Genomic DNA, 17,294 nt, shown 5'->3' on the forward strand with positions numbered 1-17,294 from the left:
GGGTCGGCCGGACGGGGCTCCTGGTATTCGACCATGGGCTCACGGCGCGCGGGCCCGGCGGTGCGGAGCGGCGCGTCATCGTACGGGCGGGTGCCGTTGGTGGGAGGCATTGGTTCGTCATCGTATTGGGGCCGGCCCGGATATGGGGCCGAGGGGCGCCCGAACCTTCCGTCGTAATCCAGATCACCCGGGCTCGATCGCCCCAGCAGCGCCCGGTCCAGCAGCGAGCGCCAGCGGGGAGCCGGATCTGCCGACCTGTCCTCCACCCCGGCCCCTCCTCACACGCGCACGCGTCAACCCGACCCCCAGGCTACGGACCGAAGACTATTCGGACCACTCCTGCGAGCCCATCCCCTGCATCAACTGCACGACAGGCCGAAGGGATATCGCCTCAGGACGGACCGGGGGACGCGACAACGGTGCCGGCGCCCTCGCTGACCGGTTCCGCGACCGTAGTCTGCTCGGGCAGCGGGGGCGTGAACACGGTGCGATCGAGCCGTTGCAGTTCGGTGAGGGGGTCGACGACGCGGGTCTCGGGCCGGGCGGCGACGGCGCGCAGGGCGGCGGGCGGGGCATGGACGACGGCCGCGTACACGCACGAGCAGTGCTCGCGGTAGGCGGTCGCCTCCTGGTCGGCGACGATCGCGCCGGAGAGGTACAGCTGCCGGTTCTCCTCGGGGATGTCGCCGGGCCGGGCGAGCAGGTCGCGGTAGTGCCGCGCCTCGTCCGTCTTGCGCCGGGCGGTGTCGTCCATGGCCGACACCACGTCGTCGGGCAACTTGTACGCGTCCAGACGGACGAGCTCGGTCTGGGTGCCCGGCAGCGGTACCCGTGCGAAGACGCTCGACACCGCGGCGTCCGCGAGCACCGGTGTGAGCCGCTCGGGGGCCAGGTAGGCGGTGAACGACACGAGCGCGTAGACCGGCGCGTCACCCGGCAGCGCGGCCAACTCGTCGCGGCCCGCCTGCACGTAGCCCGGGATCGAGCCGCCCTCGGCGACCCCGACGCGCAGGACGTCGCCGAGGGACGGGTCGCTGCGGGGCCGCTCGCCGCGGTGCACGGCGAGCAGGGTCGCGGTCACCGCGACGATCCCGACCACGACGGTGAACGCGCGCAGCCGCTGGGCGCCCCGGAACACCCGGGCGAGGACGTTGCCGACCGGCGGCAGGAGCCGCTGGTCGAGTTGCTGGAGCCGCTTCATCGCCCCACGAGGGTCGCACAGTGCCGCCTTAAGGGTGACTCATGGGGTCTTGACATCGACGCAGTGAAGGATTTCTATCAGGAAGGTTTACTAACAGTCCGAGGTGAGGTCTCATGCGTAGATCGACCAGCATCCGCACGATCGCGGCCGCCGCGGTGGCGCTCGCCGCCACCGGGGTCGTCCTCGCGGTCACGCCGTCCGCCCAGGCCGCGACCGCCATCCCCGCCCACGTGTTCGCCCCGTACTTCGAGGCGTACAACGGCGACAGCCTCGACGGGCTGTCCCAGCAGTCCGGCGACAAGTACCTGACCATGGCCTTCATCCAGACCGCGAGCCGCGGTTCGTGCACGGTGTACTGGAACGGCGACACCGGCATGCCGATCGCGAACTCGACGTTCGGCAGCGACATCGCCGCCATCCGGGCCCGTGGCGGCGACGTGATCCCCTCGTTCGGCGGCTACGCGGCCGACAACGGCGGCACCGAGATCGCCGACAGCTGCACCGACGTCAACCAGATCGCGGCGCAGTTCGAGAAGGTCATCACCACCTACGACGTGACCCGCATCGACCTCGACGTCGAGGACAACTCGCTGACCAACACGGCCGGCATCGACCGGCGCAACAAGGCGATCAAGATCGTCGAGGACTGGGCCGCGGCCAGCGGGCGGAGCATCCAGTTCGTCTACACGCTGCCGACGACCACGAGCGGCCTGGCCGACAGCGGGCTCGCGGTGCTGCGCAACGCGGTCGCGAACAACGCGCGGATCGACATCGTCAACCAGATGACCTTCGACTACTACGACAACCAGCCGCACAAGATGGCCGACGACACCAAGACGGCGTCCAACGGGCTGCACACGCAACTGCAGCAGCTGTACCCCGGCAAGACCAGCCAGCAGCTGTGGTCCATGATCGGCGTCACCGAGATGATCGGGGTCGACGACTTCGGGCCGGCGGAGACGTTCACCATCGCCGACGCGAACGCGGTCGCCTCCTGGGCCACCCAGCAGGGCATCGCCGAGCTGTCGTTCTGGGCGCTGCAGCGCGACAACGGCGGCTGCCCCGGCGGCGCGGCCTCGGACACCTGCTCCGGCGTCGCCCAGAGCACCTGGCAGTTCTCGCACATCTTCGCGCCCTTCACCAGCGGCGGCGGCACCCCGGGCTCGCCCAGCCCGACGCGCAGCAGCGCGTCGCCCTCGCCGAGCCCGAGCCGCAGCACCTCACCGAGCCCGAGCCAGAGCCAGAGCACCGGGACCGGGCTCGCCAACGGCACCTTCGAGACCGGCTCGCTCGCGCCGTGGACCGGGAGCCTCTGCAGCGTCGTGAGCACGCCCGTGCACGGCGGGAGCAAGGCGCTCAAGGCCGCCGCGTCCGCGTCCGACAACGCCCAGTGCAGCCAGACGGTGGCCGTCCAGCCCAACCGGACGTACACGCTGACGGCCTGGGTCCAGGGCAGCTACGCGTTCCTCGGCGCCACCACGGCGGCGGGCGACGTGAGCGCGTGGTCGCCCGGGTCCGGCTCTGCCTGGACGAAGCTGACCGTCTCCGTCAGCACCGGCAGCGCCACCTCGATCAAGGTGTGGGTGCACGGCTGGTACGGCACCGGCACGATCTACGCCGACGACGTGACCCTGGCCTGAGGCCCATCGAAACAGCCTGAGGCCCATCGAAACGGCCTGAGGCCCCTTGGAGCCGGCCTGAGGCCCTTACGCGGCGGCGCTCAGCACCTCGAGCGCCGCCGCCAGGTCGGCCGGGTACTCGCTGACGAACGAGACGTACTCGCCGTCGCGCGGATGGATGAACCCGAGCTCCCGGGCATGCAGCCACTGCCGCGACAGCCCGAGCCGGGCGGCCAGGGTCGGATCGGCGCCGTAGGTCAGGTCCCCCACGCACGGATGCCGCAGCGCCGAGAAGTGCACCCGGATCTGGTGCGTGCGCCCGGTCTCCAGCTTCACGTCGAGCAGGCTCGCGGCCGGGAACGCCTCGATCGTGTCGTAGTGCGTGACGCTCGGCCGGCCGCCGGAGACCACCGCGAACTTGTAGTCGTGGCTCGGATGCCGGTCGATGGGGGCGTCGATCGTGCCGCGCAGCGGGTCCGGGTGGCCCTGCACCACGGCGTGGTAGCGCTTCTCGACCTCGCGGGCCTTGAAGGCGCGCTTCAGGGCGCTGTACGCCGGCTCGCTCTTCGCCACGACCATGAGCCCGGTGGTGCCCACGTCCAGCCGGTGCACCACGCCCTGGCGCTCGGCCGCGCCGCTGGTGGCGACCGTCTGGCCCATCGCCGCCAGCCCCCCGATCACCGTCGGGCCGGTCCAGCCCGGGCTCGGGTGCGCCGCCACGCCGACCGGCTTGTCGACCACGACGATGTCGTCGTCGCTGTAGACGATGCCGAGCCCGTCGACGGCGACCGCCTCGACCGCGACCGCCCCGGCCGGGGCCGGCAGCGTCACCTCGAGCCAGGCGCCGGCGCGGACCTTGTCGGCCTTGGCCCGCACCTCGCCGTCGACCGAGACGTCCCCGGCCTCGACCAGGTCCGCGGCCGCGGTGCGGCTGAACCCGAAGAGCCGGGTCAGGGCCTGGTCGAGGCGGGTGCCGTCGAGGCCGTCGGGCACCGGCAGCGACCGGACCTCACGCATCTTTCTTGGCCCGGGTGCCGTCCCGCCGCCGGCCCATGAACTCCAGCAGGATCGCCAGGGCCACGCCGACGGTCAGGGCCGAGTCGGCGATGTTGAACACCGGGAAGTGCCCGGCGTGGTCGTCCAGGAAGCTGAACATGTCGACCACGTGCCCGCGGAACGGCCCCGGCGCCCGGAAGAGCCGGTCGCCGAGGTTGCCCGCGGCGCCACCCAGCACCAGCCCGAGCGCGATCGCCCAGGCGGTCGAGACGGTGCCCTTGATCATCCAGAACAACCAGCACACGACGCCGAGCGCGATGATCGGGAAGATCCAGGTGTGCTCTTCCAGCATGCTGAACGCGGCCCCGCTGTTGCGGGTGTAGACCACGTAGATCAGGCCGCCGAACAGCTTCAGCGGCTCGCCGTGGGCGATGGTCGAGGTCGTCCACTGCTTCACGGCCAGGTCGATCCCGATGATCGCCACCGCGACCAGGCCGAACACGGACCAGGCCCGAGTCCGCGACCCGGACGGCGCGGCCTCGGGGGTCGCTGCGTCCGGGGCCGGCTCGGCCCGGTCCTGGGTGGGCTCCTGAGTGGTCAGCGCCGCTCCTCCAACTGCTTGCAGGTGACGCAGAGCGTAGCGGACGGGAACGCGGCCAGGCGCTCCACGGGGATGGGGTTGCCGCACTTCTCACACCAGCCGTAGCCGCCCTCGTCGAGCCGCTCCAGCGCCCGCTCGACCTGCAGGATGCGGTCGGCCAGGTTGTTGGCGATGGTGATCTCCTGCTCGCGCTCGCCCGTCTTGGTCCCGGTGTCGGCCTGGTCGTCGCCCGCGGAGTCGGTCAGGCGGTGCTGCTGCAGCTCGTGGATCTCCAGGAGCGTCTGGTCGTGCTCGGCCTTGAGCTCGTCGCGGCGCTCGATCAGCGCCACGCGGATCTTCTCCGTCTCGGCTGCCGTGCGCGTGCCACGGGCGGGCTTCGCCCCGGCGGTCTTGGCCGCGGTGGTCTTCGGTTCGGCGGTCTTGGCCATGGTGGCTCCCTCGGCCGCACGGGCGGCGGTTGACGTGGTCGGCGCTGTCGTCGTGCTGGTGGTGCGGGCGGAGTCGGCCGCCACCGGCCTGCGGGCCGAGGCCCGTTCGGCCGGCACGGCCTTGCTCGCCGTGGCGGCGGGGGCGGCCTTCTTCGCCGGGGCGGCGGCCGCCTTCGTCGCCCGGGACGGCGTCCCGGCTTGCCGAGAGGTGGCTTGCTGTGCTCTTGTCACAGTGGTACCTCTCGTCACATCGGCGGCATTGCCCCGCCCGGCACCGCTCGCTGACCGCCCCGTCGGCACGGCATCAGCCCGCTCGGCCATGGCTCCCCCAGATGCAAAATGGGCGCGCGACGCGCGGTCGCGCACTCCAGTGGCTGGCAAGAATACGGAATGTGCACGCGTCCGACAAACACGCCACACGTATTCGGACCAATTTGATCAGTTATTGGCGCCGATCATCGCCATGTTCGGCAAACCAGCGAGCCAGTCTCCCGCGCCTGCTCACGGCCCGCAGCCGTTGCTCCGCGGCGTCGCGCACCTGCTCGGTGGTGACGATCAGGAGGCTGTCGCGGGTCTTCAGACGGGTCTCCGGCGCCGGCACGAACGCACCGCCGTCGCGCAACACCAGCGTCACGACCGCACCGAGAGGCAATCGTAACTCGTCCACGTGCACGCCGTTGAGCTTCGAGCCGTCCGGCACCTCGACCTGCAACAGATCCGCCCGCATACGCTCCAGCGGCGCCGCCTCGACCTCCAGATCGGTGGGCTCGGCGGGCGCGGTGACGCCGAGGCGGCGCGCGGCCGGGGGCAGCGTGACGCCCTGGGCCGCCGTGTAGATCACGACGAGCACGAAGACGACGTTGAACAGGTCCTGCGCGCCGGGCAGCCCGGCCGAGAGCGGGATCGTCGCGAGCACGACGGGCACCGCGCCGCGCAGCCCGGCCCAGGACAGGAACGCCTGCTCGCGCCAGCCCGGACCGGCCCGGGTGAGCAGGAACGGGGCGCTGCTGACCAGCACCGACAGCGGGCGGGCGAGCAGCACCAGGACCAGGCCGACGACCAGCGCGGTGAGCACGGCGCCGCCCAGCTGGCTCGGCGAGGCGAGCAGGCCCAGCAGCACGAACAGGCCGATCTGGGCGAGCCAGGCCAGGCCGTCGGCGAAGCCGAGCATGGCGCGCCGGTGCGGCAGACGGGCGTTGCCGAGCACGACGCCGGTGACGTAGACGGCCAGGAAGCCGGAGGCGTGCGCGACGGAGCCGGCCGCGTAGGCGAGCACGGTCAGGCCGATCGCGGCGAGCGGGTAGAGGCCGGCCGAGGGCAGCGCGGCCCGGCGCAGCGCCCAGGCGCCGCCGAACCCGACCAGCAGGCCGATCGCGCCGCCGGCGACGAGCTCGTAGGCGACGAGGGCCAGCTCCTCGTACCACGGCGCCTGGGTGCCCATGGGGGTCGAGAGCAGCACGACGAGGATGACCACGGGGGCGTCGTTGATGCCCGACTCCGCCTCCAGCAGCGCGGCGAGGCGCGGCCGGACCGGGACCCGGCGCAGCGTGGAGAAGACGGCGGCGGCGTCGGTGCTGGAGAGCACGGCGCCGTACAGCAGCGCCTGCTGCCACCCGACCCCCAGCGCGAAGTGCACGACCGCCCCGACGACGGCGACGCTGACGACGACCCCGACGGTGGAGAGGACCACGGCCGGGCCGAGCACCGGGCGCAGATGCGACCAGCGCGCGGTGAGGCCGCCCTCGGCGATGATCACCACCAGCGCGCAGATGCCCAGCGTCCGGGTCAGCTCGGCGTCGGCGAAGTGGATGCCGAGGCCGGCCTCGCCGATCGCGACCCCGAGCAGGAGATAGACCAGGAGGCTGGGCAGGCCGAGACGCACCGAGAGCCGGACCGCTCCCACACACACCAGCAGGACCGCCGCGCCGACGAGGAGCGCGACGTTGAGCTCGTGACTCAACGGCGGCCCGCCAGCAGGCCGGCGACCCGGTCGGCCAGCTCCGCCGGTGCCACGGTGGACAAATCGGCGAGCTCGACGAGCTTGTCCCGGCTCGCCGCCCCGGCCTTGAGGCGCAGGGCGGACGGGCGCACCCCGATCGCCGCGGCGAGGGCCTTCAGCGCCGCCTCGGTCGCCTGCCCGTCGACGGGGCGGGCGTGCACCGCGACGACCACGGCGGGACCGTACGGCCCGGGGTGGCAGCCGCCGACCGCGGTGCGGGAGGCACCGGGCCGGACGCGGATCGCGATGGTGGGCATGCCTCATTGTGAAGGTTCACCCGATCGAGGGCGATCCTCCGGCCGGGCGGTATCGAAGCACGCAAGCGGAAGGCCGTGACGCGACGAGCGTCACGGCCCTCCGGGCAGCGTTCTACCGCCGGGCGGCGAGCAGCACGTCGTTCGGCGCGCACATCGCGCAGGGGGTGAACCCGAGCTCGACCGCCTCGTGGGCCGGCAGCGGCTCGTGCTCGCGCCCCAGCAGGTGCGGGCAGTTCGGCACGTGGTAGCGGGGGCGGCCGTCGATGACGAGCACGTCGTCGTGCAGCGCGGCGACGCGGGCGAGGTCGGCCGCCGTGGAGAGCTCGATCGCGGGCTCGTCCGCCGGGTCCTCGTCGTCGTAGTCGTCATCGTCATCGTCGGCGGCGGCGGCGGCGGCGGGCTCCTGGTAGGCGCTGTCGTAGCCGCCGGCCGGCGGGTGCTGGTCGTACTGCGGCGGGTACTCCTCGTAGCGGCCGCCGCTGTCGCCCTGCTGCGGGACGGCGGACTCGGGCTCGTCCCGGATCGGGGCCATCATCGCCGTCTCGTCCGGGGCCGCGGGCCGCCCGCCCGTGGAACTTCCGTAGGTGGTGCCGGTGCGCGCCCCGGCCCCGACCGTCTGGCGCTCGACGCGCCGGCCGTACTCCCCCGCGTGCTCCTCGTCCTCGCCGCCGAGCTCGTCCGAGCCGAGGTGGGAGGCGAACGGGTCGTAGCGCTCCGAGGGCACCTGGCGCCCGGTGCGGGCGGTGCGGGCCGAGCGCGCCGCCGCGGCCTGGCGACCGCCCACGATCAGCGCTACCGCGGCCAGCAGGCTTGCCCCGATGGACGCCACCAGCAGGGCGTCCGAGCCCTGCAGCAGGCCCAGCACGAGCAGGCCGACGGCCACCACGATCAGCAGCAGGCTTCCGACGATCACGGCCCTGTCCCTCCGCACAGCGAATCCCGGGGCGAGTGCCGAAGGCCTCTCCGGGCGAGTGTCTCTCAGCCGGTACAACGAACGAGCCTGTCGGAAGTCTCCCAGAATGACCGGCGCCCCAGCCGAATTTTCGACTGGGGCGCCGCGTGTCGCATTGACCGGCCGCGTGTCGGCTGCTGCCGGTCAGCCGCTCTGTGCCGTCACTTCACTCGTGTGGGTGCCGTGCTGCGTCGTGCTCGGGGACCGGCGGGTCAGCGACCCGCACCCTCGTAGCCGCCCGCGAGGCCGGCCGTGGCCAGGCCGCCGCCGACCGCCGGGCGCGCCGCGCCCTCGCCGCGCTGCGCCATCTCGGCCTCGAGGCTCTGCTCGCGGCCGGTGAGGTCGCGCAGCTGGCTCTCCAGGTAGGCCTTGAGGCGGGTGCGGTACTCGCGCTCGAACTGCTTGAGCTCCTCGATGTGCTTCTGCAGCGCGGTGCGCTTGGCGTCCAGGCCGCCCATGGCCTCCTGGTGGCGCTGGCGGGCGTCGCGCTCGAGCGCGTCGGCCTTGGCCCGCGCGTCGCGGGTGACCTCCTCGGCCTTGGTGCGGGCCTCGGACAGAAGCTTGTCGGCCTCGCGGCGCGCGTCCGACACGTGGTCGTCCGCGGTGCGCTGGGCCATCATGAGCACGCGCAGCGCCTGCTGCTCGCCGTCGCCGGTGCCACCGGCGCCGCCGGGACCGCCCTGGGCCCGGATCTGGTCGAGCTCCTGCTGCATGCCGCGGGCGGCCTGCTCCGCGGAGGCCTTCTCGCGCTGGACGCGCTCGAACTGCGTCTTGAGGTCGGCGAGCTCCGCGGCCAGGCGGGGGTCGCCGCCGGCGCCGGTCGCCACGCGGGCGGGGCCGCCGCCGCGCTCGAGCTGCGCGCGCAGCTCGTTGTTCTCTTCGATCAACCGGGCGAGCTCACGCTCGACCTCGTCGAGGAAGGCGTCGACCTCCTCCTCGTCGTAGCCCCGCTTGCCGATTGGGGGCTTCTTGAAGGCGACGTTGTGAACGTCGGCCGGGGTCAGCGGCATCGAAACTCCTCGGGTCAGTTGCGGCCGCGTGGCCGCCGAGCGGTGCGTGTCACGAGAACGCCGCGATCAGCCGCCCTAACACGACGTACATCAGCACGAACAGGATAACCAGCAGCACAAGCGAAGACAGGTCCACGGCCACGGTACCAATACGCAGCGGACGAATCACCCGCCTCAACGCTTTGAGCGGCGGATCGGTGACGCTCCACACCACTTCCAGCGCCGCCGCCGCACCCCGGCCGGGTTGCCAGCGGCGTCCGAACTGCATGACGTAGCCCATCACGAAGCGTGCGAGGAGCGCCACCAGGAAGAGGTAGAGCAGCAGATGCACGATCTGCAAGGTGATGGACACCACGGCCGTTGAGTCCTCGCTCAGCTCTGGTTGAAGAACCCGCCCTCGGCGATCTTGGCTTTGTCCTCCGCGGTGACCTGGACATTCGCCGGTGAGAGCAGGAAGACTCGGTTGGTCACCCGCTCGAAGTTACCACGCAGGCCGAATACGAGTCCGGCCGCGAAGTCGACCAAACGTTTGGCGTCGGCCTCGTCCATTTCGGTGAGGTTCATGATCACCGGCACGCCGTCGCGGAAGTGCTCGCCGATCGTGCGGGCCTCGTTGTACGTGGTCGGGTGCAGCGTCGTGATCGCATAGCGGCGGTCGTCGCTGTCCTCGTCGACCTGGGCACGCTCACGGACCGAGCCGGTCGGGGCGAGCGCGAGATTGTCGCGCGTCGGGTAGCTGACCGACGTGGTCGGGCGCGTGATGGAGCGCACGGTGCTGGTCCGGCTCGCGGAGCCGGTCTCCAGGCGATCGGTGGCCGACAGGCGCTCCGAGGCGGACAGCCGCTCGGACGACGAGAGCCGGTCGGAGGCCGAGAGGCGCTCCGAGGCCGACAGGCGCTCCGAGGTCGTGCGGGAACGCGGCGCCGGAACCTCGTCGACGTCGTCCTCGTCGTCGAGAAGGTCGTCGCCGTAGCGGTAATGACGATCGTCGTACCCACGATCGTCCTCGTCCTCGACGAGACCGAGCCAGACGCCCGCCCTGCGCAGAGCACCCATACGCGCTCCTCCGTCCACCGCCATGCGGCACTTCCCCCCGTTGTCGGTGCCACCGATCACGTTGTGCGACACCGCCCCGCCGGCGCAGAACCACACCCGTGTAGTTTTCCGTTCCCGCGGGCCAGGCTACCCCAGCGGGGTGCGTTTTCCGAGCAATGCGCTGCCGACACGAACGTGTGTCGAGCCGTGCAGAATCGCGGATTCGAGATCGTCGCTCATACCCGCCGAAATCCAGTCCGCCGCACCCTCCGGACCGGAAAAACGCTGACGAATGCGTGCCGCGATCGCCTCGAGCCGGGCGAATGCCTCGTCCGGCTCCCAGCCCAGCGGCGCGACCGCCATGACCCCGCGCAGGGCGAGGCCGGGACTGGCCGCGATCGCCTCGGCGACCTTCTCGACCTGTCCGGTGAGCGCACCGCCGCGGTGCTCGTCGTCGTCCAGGCTCACCTGCACCAGCGCCCCCAGCGCAGTGTCCCGGCCGGTCCTGAGCACGGCGTCCGTCAGGGCGTCCACCAGGCGCAGGCTGTCCACGGAGTGCACGACATCGGCGTAGCCGGCCACCGAGCGCGCCTTGTTGCGTTGCAGCTGCCCGACGAAGTGCCAGCGCAGGCCGGGCACGGCGGCGGCCTTGGGGGCCGCCTCCTGGTCCCGATTCTCGCCGACGTCGAGCACGCCCAGCTCGGCCAGCCGGGCCACGTCCTGCGCCGGGTAGGTCTTCGTGACGGCCACCAGGGTGACCGATTCCGGCTCGCGTCCGGCGGCGTGGCAGGCCGCGGCGATCCGTTCCCGCACGGAGGCGAGATTGGCCGCGATCTGCTCGGTCCGCTCGTCCACGAAAACCCCCTGAATACGGCGATTGGGCAGGCCGCGTATGCGACCTACCCAATTCAAGCAGAGGTTACGCCGTGATCCGGCCGGCCTTACCCGTCAGCCGGCTGCAGGCCTCACGCACCGTTCTTGAGGAAGTCGGGCACGTCGACGTCGTCGAACAGGACCCGCCGGGGCGGCGGCGGGGCCTGGCGCTCCTGCGGGGCCGGCTCCTTGGGCTGGCTGTGCTGCGGGCCGTGCGGCGTGCGCGGGGCGCGGGCCTCGATCGGACGGTACGCCGGGGCGCCCCCGTCGAAGCCGGCCGCGATGACCGTGACGCGCACCTCGTCGCCGAGCGCGTCGTCGATGACCGCGCCGAAGATGATGTTCGCGTCCGGGTGGGCGGCGTCGGTGACCAGCTGCGCCGCGTCGTTGATCTCGAACAGGCCCAGGTCGGACCCGCCGGCGATGGACAGCAGCACGCCGCGCGCGCCGTCCATGCTCTGCTCCAGCAGCGGGCTGGAGATGGCCGACTCGGCGGCCTCGACCGCGCGGTTGTCGCCGCGGGCGCTGCCGATGCCCATGAGCGCGCTCCCGGCGCCGCTCATGACGCTCTTGACGTCGGCGAAGTCGAGGTTGATGAGGCCCGGCGTGGTGATCAGATCGGTGATGCCCTGCACACCGGAGAGCAGCACCTGGTCGGCCTGGCGGAACGCGTCCATCATGCTGATGCCTCGGTCACCGAGCGCCAGGAGCCGGTCGTTGGGGATCACGATGAGCGTGTCGCACTGGTTGCGCAGCTCCTCGATGCCGGCCTCGGCCTGCACCTGGCGGCGCTTGCCCTCGAACGAGAACGGCCGGGTGACCACGCCGATGGTCAGCGCGCCGAGCTTCCGCGCGATGTTGGCCACGACGGGCGCGCCGCCGGTGCCCGTCCCGCCGCCCTCGCCACAGGTGACGAAGACCATGTCGGCGCCCTTGAGCACCTCTTCGATCTCGTCCCGGTGGTCCTCGGCCGCATTCTTGCCGACGTCGGGATTGGCGCCCGCACCCAGCCCGCGGGTCAGTTCCCGGCCGACGTCGAGCTTGACGTCGGCGTCGCTCATCAGCAGGGCCTGAGCATCGGTGTTGATCGCGATGAACTCGACGCCCTTCAGGCCAACCTCGATCATGCGATTGACGGCATTGACCCCGCCGCCGCCGATGCCGACGACCTTGATGACCGCGAGATAGTTGTGCGGATGTGTCATCGGACCACCTTTCCTTTCGAGGTTGGCGAGCGCCGATCCTGTCCGGTGCCGAGCGATGAATCCCGGTCCGATCCCTGAGGGACCTGTCCCGAGCCCGACCCCGTGACGGGCGGCGTCCGCCAATGCGAACGCAGCGGATGGGGGTCCCGCAAACCCTCACCCTTTACTAGAGGCTTATAGTTATGTCAACTAATGCCTTATCGCAAGGTAAGGGCCCGACTGTCGCGATCCAAGGACCGTGCCCCGGCGTGTCGGGCGATTCGCCTGCGACGCCGTCGAATTCCTAACGGCGGTGGCGAGCCCCGTGTGACGGGCGGCTGCCCACTTGTCCGGGCTCACACGCCCGAACTCGCGTGCCCGACCTCACTTCTCCAGCACGACGCCGGGCGCGCTCACGTCGAGGGTGTGCCCCGCCTCGATCGTCGTGCGCTCCAGGACCCGGACCTTGGCCGCGTTCTGGGTGGCGTCGCCCCACAGCACGACCCGCTCGCCGGTCAGCTCCAGCTTGATCCGGGTCGGCGACTCGGCGACCAGCGCCGTCATCTGCGCGAGCACCGGCGGGGAGAGCGCGGCCAGCACGGTCAGGGCGCTCTCGGTGGTGGCGTCGCCGGGCTCCGGCTGGGCGATGCGGAGCGTCGGCAGGCCCGGCGGGGCGGCGTCGACCGGCAGGAACGCCACCCCCTCGGCGTCGAGCAGCGTGAAGCCGCCGACCTTGGGCACGGCCGCGACCGCGGTGCGCTCGGTCACCGCGATCGCGAGGGTGTGCGGGTAGTGCGTCTGGACCCGCACGGTGCGCACCGGCTTGAGCGCCTCGCGCACGCGCCGCTCGACCGCGCGCACGTCCACCCGGGGCATCGGGGTGCCGTCGCGCACCGCGGCGGCCGCGCGCACCGACGCCGGGTCGAGCACGCCGGCGCCGGCGACCTCGATGCGCTCGACGCCGAGGGCCGGGGTGAGGTACACCACCGCCGCCGCCCCGCCGAGCAGCGCCACGAGCCCCAGCGCCACGAGCCAGGGCAGCGCCGCGCGGAGGCGGTGCCGCCGGGCCCGGGCCGCGAAGAGCCGCACCGACGGCGGCGCATCGCGGGGGGCCAGGACGAGCCGCCATCCGCGCGTCTGGCTCACCGGCGATCAGTCCTTACCGTCAGTCGTCGGCCCGCGAGTGCCGGCCCACGTACCCGTCCGGCTCGTCCCCGCCCTTGAGCGCGGCGAGCAGCTCGTCGCCCATGAGCGAGATCGGCGGCGCGCCCATGGTGACGACCACGTCGCCCTCGCGGACGCGGGCCACCACCTCGCCGGGCACGTCCTCCCAGGACGGCACGAACACCTTCTGCGCGTCCGGCAGGTTCACCGCCGCGGTCAGCGCGACGCCGCCCTCGCCGGGCTCGCGCACCTCGCCGGGGCCGAAGACCTCCATGATCACGGCCTCGTCGGCGAGGGAGAGGCCCTCGGCGATCTCGGCCTGGAAGTCGCGGGTGCGGTACACCCGGTACGGCTGGAACACCACCACGAGCCGCCCGTCGCCGGCCACCTCGCGCAGCGTGCGCAGGGCCGCGGCGATCGGCACCGGGTGGTAGGCGTACTCGTCGTAGACCCGCACCCCGCCCTCGGTGCCCTTGAACTCGAAGCGGCGGCGCACGCCCGGGAACGTCGCCAGGCTCTCGATCGCCGTCTCGGCCGGCACGCCCAGCCGCAGCGCGGTGAGGATCGCCCCGGCCGAGTTGAGGCCCAGGTGCGCGCCCGGCACCGGCAGGAACACCTCGCCCAGCGGCACCCCGTCGTGGTGGGCCATGTAGCGCACCCCGTGCACCGAGGAGCGGACCTCGCTGATGCGCAGGTCGGCGTCGGGTGCGGTGCCGTAGGTGACGACGTCGGCGCCGGCCGCCCGGGCCCGCACCGCCATCCGCATCGCGCCGGGGTCGTCGGCGCACGTGACCACGAACCCGCCCGGCTCGACCCGGCCGCAGAACTCGACGAACGCGTCCTCGAGGCCCTGCAGGTCGCCGTAGGTGTTGAGGTGGTCGGCGTCGATGTTGGTGACGAGCGCGACGTGCGGGGTGTAGAGCAGGAACGAGCGGTCGCTCTCGTCGGCCTCGGCCACGAACAGCTCGCCGCTGCCGTGGTGGGCGCTGGAGCCGATCGCGGAGATCTCCCCGCCGATCACGAACGACGGGTCGAGCCCGGCGTGCTGGAGGATCAGCGTGATCATCGAGGTGGTCGTCGTCTTGCCGTGGGTGCCGGCCACCGCGATGGCGCGCCGGCCGACCATGGTCGCGGCCAGGGCCTCGGAGCGGTGCAGCAGGCGCAGGCCCCGCTCCCGGGCGGTGACGAGCTCGATGTGGTCCTTGGGGATGGCCGTGGAGTAGACCACCGTGTCCACGCCGTCGAGGTTGGACGGCTCGTGGGTGCGGTAGATCGTGCCGCCGAGGGCCTTGAGCGCGGCCAGCTGGGGCCACTCCTTGAGCTCGCTGCCCGAGGTCGGGATGCCGCGGGTCAGCAGCAGCCGGGCGAGCCCGCTCATGCCGACCCCACCGACCCCGACGAGGTGGACCCGGCCCAGCTCTTCGGCTGTCAGCTCGCTCATGCTCCAACCACCTTCAGCAGGTACCGGCGAAGGGCCTCGTCGCCGTCGCGGCGACCGTATCCGGCGGCCGCGCGGCTCATCGCCGCGAGCCGGGCGCCGTCGCGGGCCAGCGGGACGATCTGCTGGGCCACGAACTCGGGGGTCAGGTCGGCGTCCTCGACGATGAGGCCGCCCCCGGCCTCGACCACCGGCAGGGCGTTGCGCCGCTGCTCGCCGTTGCCCCAGGGCAGCGGCACGTAGACCGCCGGGATGCCGATCGCCGCGGTCTCGGCGCAGGTGATCGCGCCGCCGCGGCAGATCGCCAGGTCACCGGCGGCGTAGCCGAGCTCCATCTCGGAGAGGAACTTGATCCGCACGTACGGCGCGGGCAGGCCGGCCGGGACGTCGAAGTCCTCGTTGCGGGCCCCGACGATGTGCAGCACCTGCACGCCGGCCGAGGTGATCGCCTTGGCCGCGCCGGCCACCGCGTTGTTGATCGAGCGGGCGCCGGACGACGCGCCGAAGACGAACAGCGTCGGAAGATCGGGGTCGAGGCCGAAATAGCGGCGGGCCTCGGCGCGGCGGGCGGCCCGGTCCAGGGTGGTGATGCTCTGCCGCAGCGGCACCCCGACCACCGGCGCGTCCGCCACGGCCGGCATCTGCCGGGCCTGGTGGGGGAAGCCGAGCACGACGTTCTTGGTGAACCGCATGGCCATCTTGTTGGCCACGCCCATCGGGACGTTGACCTCGTGGATCACGCTGGGCGTCTTGCGCCGCCAGGCGGCCAGGTAGGCCGGGACGGACACGTACCCCCCGAAGCCGACCACGGCATCGGCGTTGACCTCGTCCAGGATCGCGCGGGCCGCCTTCGCCGCCCTCCACATCCGGTCCGGGGTGCGCACCAGGTTCATGTTCACCGAGCGCGGCAGTTGGTAGGCCGGGACGTGCCGCAGGTCGTAGCCGGCGCGCGGGATGAGGTCGTTCTCCATGCCGCTCGCCGAGCCCAGACACGTGATGCGGACGTCGGGGTCGTGCCTGCGCAGGCAGTCGGCGAAGGCCAGCAGCGGGTAGATGTGCCCGCCGGTGCCTCCGCCGGCCAGCACCACCGAGCGCAGCGCTGCCATCAGGTGCTCCTTCCGCGGGGCGACCCCGCGAGGGTGGGCCGGCCCGTCGTGCGTGTCGAAGGGTCCGTGCCGTCGTCGTCCTCGCGAGCGCGCGGAAGCGGCGGCAACGGCGCCCAGAGTAGTCGCACCCATTTCCGCGGCGGACGGGCGTGCATGGCTCGCGCGCAGTCCGGCTCGGCGCGGGCCGCCGACGTGAGGATGCCGGCCGCGCCGAGCGCGACGACCAGGGCGCTGCCGCCGTCGGAGATGAACGGCAGCGGCAGGCCGGTGATCGGCATCAGGCCGACGACGCCGCCGATGTTGATGATCGCCTGGCCGACGAACCAGATCGTGATCGCCGCGGCGACCAGGCGGCGGAACAGGTCCTCGACGCGGCGGGCGATGCGCAGGCCGGTGTAGGTGAGCATGCCGAACAGCAGCAGCACGACCATGCAGCCGACCACGCCGAGCTCCTCGGCGACGATGGCGAAGATGAAGTCGTTGTGCGCGTTGGGCAGCCGGCCCCACTTGAGCTGGCCCTGGCCGAGGCCGACGCCGAACCAGCCGCCGTCGGAGACCGCCCACAGGCCGCGCAGGTACTGGTACCGCCCCGCCTTCGCGTCCGGGTCGATGCTCGGGTCGAAGAAGACCTTGAGCCGGTCCAGCCGGTAGTCCTTCTTGGCCGGCAGCAGGATGAGCGCGACCACGCCCGCGAGGAAGAACCCGCCGAGCCAGCCGAAGACCGGCAGCCGGGCCCCGGCCGCCCACAGCAGCCCGGTGAACAGCACCACCATGCAGATCATCGAGCCGAGGTCGTTGTAGCCGACGAGGATCAGCAGCAGGATCGTCACCGGGAACAGCGGCATGGCCAGCTCGCGCCAGGTCATGATGGTGCGGCCCTTGCGCACGAGCAGGTCGGCGCCCCAGACCACGAGCGCGATCTTGGCCAGCTCGGCCGGCTGGATCTGGAAGCCGCCGACGTGCAGCCACAGGTCCTCGACCCAGATCGGCCCGAGGTGGATCGCCGACGCGCTCTGTCCGTCGGGGGCGCGGCGGCCCGACAGCCAGCCCATCAGGTCCACGAAGCACATGAGCACGATCGAGGCGATCAGCATCGGGATGGCCACGGCGCGGAACGTGCGCACCGGCAGCCGCTGGCACACCCAGAACGCCAGCAGGCCGACCACGGCCGAGAGCGCCTGCTTGGCGATCGAGGTGAACGGGCTGCCCGTGGTCGCGTAGCTGTTGACGCTGGTCACCGAGAACACCATGACCAGGCCGATGAACACGAGCAGGCCGACGCTGGACAGCAGCAGGTAGTAGGAGGCGAGCGGACGGTCCAGCAGACCCCGCAGCGACCCGACCAGGTTGGCGAGCCAGCCGCCCTCGTTCGGAACTTCCTCCCCGTCGCTCCTCATGCCGCCCATCATTCCGGCTGCGTCGCGGCACGGT

Annotated in this window: 17 protein-coding genes; 1 reads left to right on the forward strand and 16 read right to left on the reverse strand. The window is 72.2% G+C overall.

What is annotated here, in order from left to right; translation table 11 throughout:
* Positions 1-391: 391 nt before the first annotated feature.
* Positions 392-1,201 (reverse strand): hypothetical protein, encoded by an 810-nt coding sequence (locus ACQP1P_RS38975; RefSeq protein ID WP_433079016.1) that lies wholly within the window; start codon positions 1,199-1,201, stop codon positions 392-394.
* A 113-nt stretch (positions 1,202-1,314) separates the two neighbouring features.
* On the opposite strand from ACQP1P_RS38975, the gene ACQP1P_RS38980 reads away from it, so the two are divergent.
* Complete coding sequence (locus ACQP1P_RS38980) at positions 1,315-2,841, forward strand: carbohydrate binding domain-containing protein (RefSeq protein WP_433079018.1); 1,527 nt, start codon at positions 1,315-1,317, stop codon at positions 2,839-2,841.
* Between the two features lie 66 nt (positions 2,842-2,907).
* Here ACQP1P_RS38980 and ACQP1P_RS38985 read toward each other — a convergent pair whose 3' ends face one another.
* The 15 genes from ACQP1P_RS38985 to ACQP1P_RS39055 form a co-directional block, all read right to left on the reverse strand.
* Positions 2,908-3,837, reverse strand: a complete 930-nt coding sequence (locus ACQP1P_RS38985) for an RluA family pseudouridine synthase (RefSeq protein WP_433079020.1) — start codon at positions 3,835-3,837, stop codon at positions 2,908-2,910.
* A complete protein-coding gene (gene lspA, locus ACQP1P_RS38990; RefSeq protein WP_433079022.1) occupies positions 3,830-4,300 on the reverse strand; it encodes a signal peptidase II in 471 nt (156 codons plus the stop codon). The genes ACQP1P_RS38985 and lspA overlap by 8 nt, the downstream gene beginning before the upstream one ends.
* 113 nt (positions 4,301-4,413) lie before the next feature.
* Positions 4,414-4,845: a TraR/DksA family transcriptional regulator gene (locus ACQP1P_RS38995; RefSeq protein WP_433079024.1), complete on the reverse strand. Its 432-nt coding sequence runs from the start codon at positions 4,843-4,845 to the stop codon at positions 4,414-4,416.
* Between the two features lie 442 nt (positions 4,846-5,287).
* Entirely contained in the window at positions 5,288-6,805 is a 1,518-nt protein-coding gene (locus ACQP1P_RS39000) for a potassium/proton antiporter (protein WP_433079026.1), read from the reverse strand.
* Entirely contained in the window at positions 6,802-7,101 is a 300-nt protein-coding gene (locus ACQP1P_RS39005) for a DUF167 domain-containing protein (RefSeq protein ID WP_433079028.1), read from the reverse strand. The genes ACQP1P_RS39000 and ACQP1P_RS39005 overlap by 4 nt, the downstream gene beginning before the upstream one ends.
* Before the next feature lie 112 nt (positions 7,102-7,213).
* On the reverse strand, positions 7,214-8,014 hold the full coding sequence (locus ACQP1P_RS39010) for a hypothetical protein (RefSeq protein WP_433079030.1): 801 nt from the start codon (positions 8,012-8,014) through the stop codon (positions 7,214-7,216).
* A gap of 251 nt (positions 8,015-8,265) precedes the next feature.
* Entirely contained in the window at positions 8,266-9,063 is a 798-nt protein-coding gene (locus ACQP1P_RS39015) for a DivIVA domain-containing protein (protein ID WP_433079032.1), read from the reverse strand.
* A gap of 49 nt (positions 9,064-9,112) precedes the next feature.
* Entirely contained in the window at positions 9,113-9,418 is a 306-nt protein-coding gene (locus tag ACQP1P_RS39020) for a YggT family protein (protein WP_344612605.1), read from the reverse strand.
* 17 nt (positions 9,419-9,435) lie between these two features.
* On the reverse strand, positions 9,436-10,119 hold the full coding sequence (locus ACQP1P_RS39025; RefSeq protein ID WP_433090285.1) for a cell division protein SepF: 684 nt from the start codon (positions 10,117-10,119) through the stop codon (positions 9,436-9,438).
* A 126-nt stretch (positions 10,120-10,245) separates the two neighbouring features.
* Positions 10,246-10,953 carry a YggS family pyridoxal phosphate-dependent enzyme gene (locus ACQP1P_RS39030; RefSeq protein ID WP_433079034.1) on the reverse strand — a complete coding sequence of 236 codons (708 nt, stop codon included), beginning with the start codon at positions 10,951-10,953 and terminating at the stop codon, positions 10,246-10,248.
* Between the two features lie 110 nt (positions 10,954-11,063).
* Positions 11,064-12,176, reverse strand: a complete 1,113-nt coding sequence (gene ftsZ / locus ACQP1P_RS39035) for a cell division protein FtsZ (protein WP_350614811.1) — start codon at positions 12,174-12,176, stop codon at positions 11,064-11,066.
* Positions 12,177-12,539: 363 nt separating this feature from the next.
* On the reverse strand, positions 12,540-13,301 hold the full coding sequence (locus ACQP1P_RS39040) for a cell division protein FtsQ/DivIB (protein WP_433079036.1): 762 nt from the start codon (positions 13,299-13,301) through the stop codon (positions 12,540-12,542).
* Between the two features lie 19 nt (positions 13,302-13,320).
* Positions 13,321-14,760, reverse strand: coding sequence for a UDP-N-acetylmuramate--L-alanine ligase (murC, locus tag ACQP1P_RS39045; protein WP_433079037.1), 1,440 nt, complete (start codon positions 14,758-14,760; stop codon positions 13,321-13,323).
* Positions 14,757-15,863, reverse strand: a complete 1,107-nt coding sequence (murG, locus tag ACQP1P_RS39050) for an undecaprenyldiphospho-muramoylpentapeptide beta-N-acetylglucosaminyltransferase (protein WP_433079039.1) — start codon at positions 15,861-15,863, stop codon at positions 14,757-14,759. Before murG ends, murC begins: the two co-directional genes overlap by 4 nt.
* A complete protein-coding gene (locus ACQP1P_RS39055; protein WP_433079041.1) occupies positions 15,863-17,260 on the reverse strand; it encodes an FtsW/RodA/SpoVE family cell cycle protein in 1,398 nt (465 codons plus the stop codon). Before ACQP1P_RS39055 ends, murG begins: the two co-directional genes overlap by 1 nt.
* Positions 17,261-17,294 lie beyond the last annotated feature (34 nt).

It is taken from the genome of Dactylosporangium sp. CA-052675, assembly GCF_050947935.1.
Lineage (GTDB): Bacteria > Actinomycetota > Actinomycetes > Mycobacteriales > Micromonosporaceae > Dactylosporangium.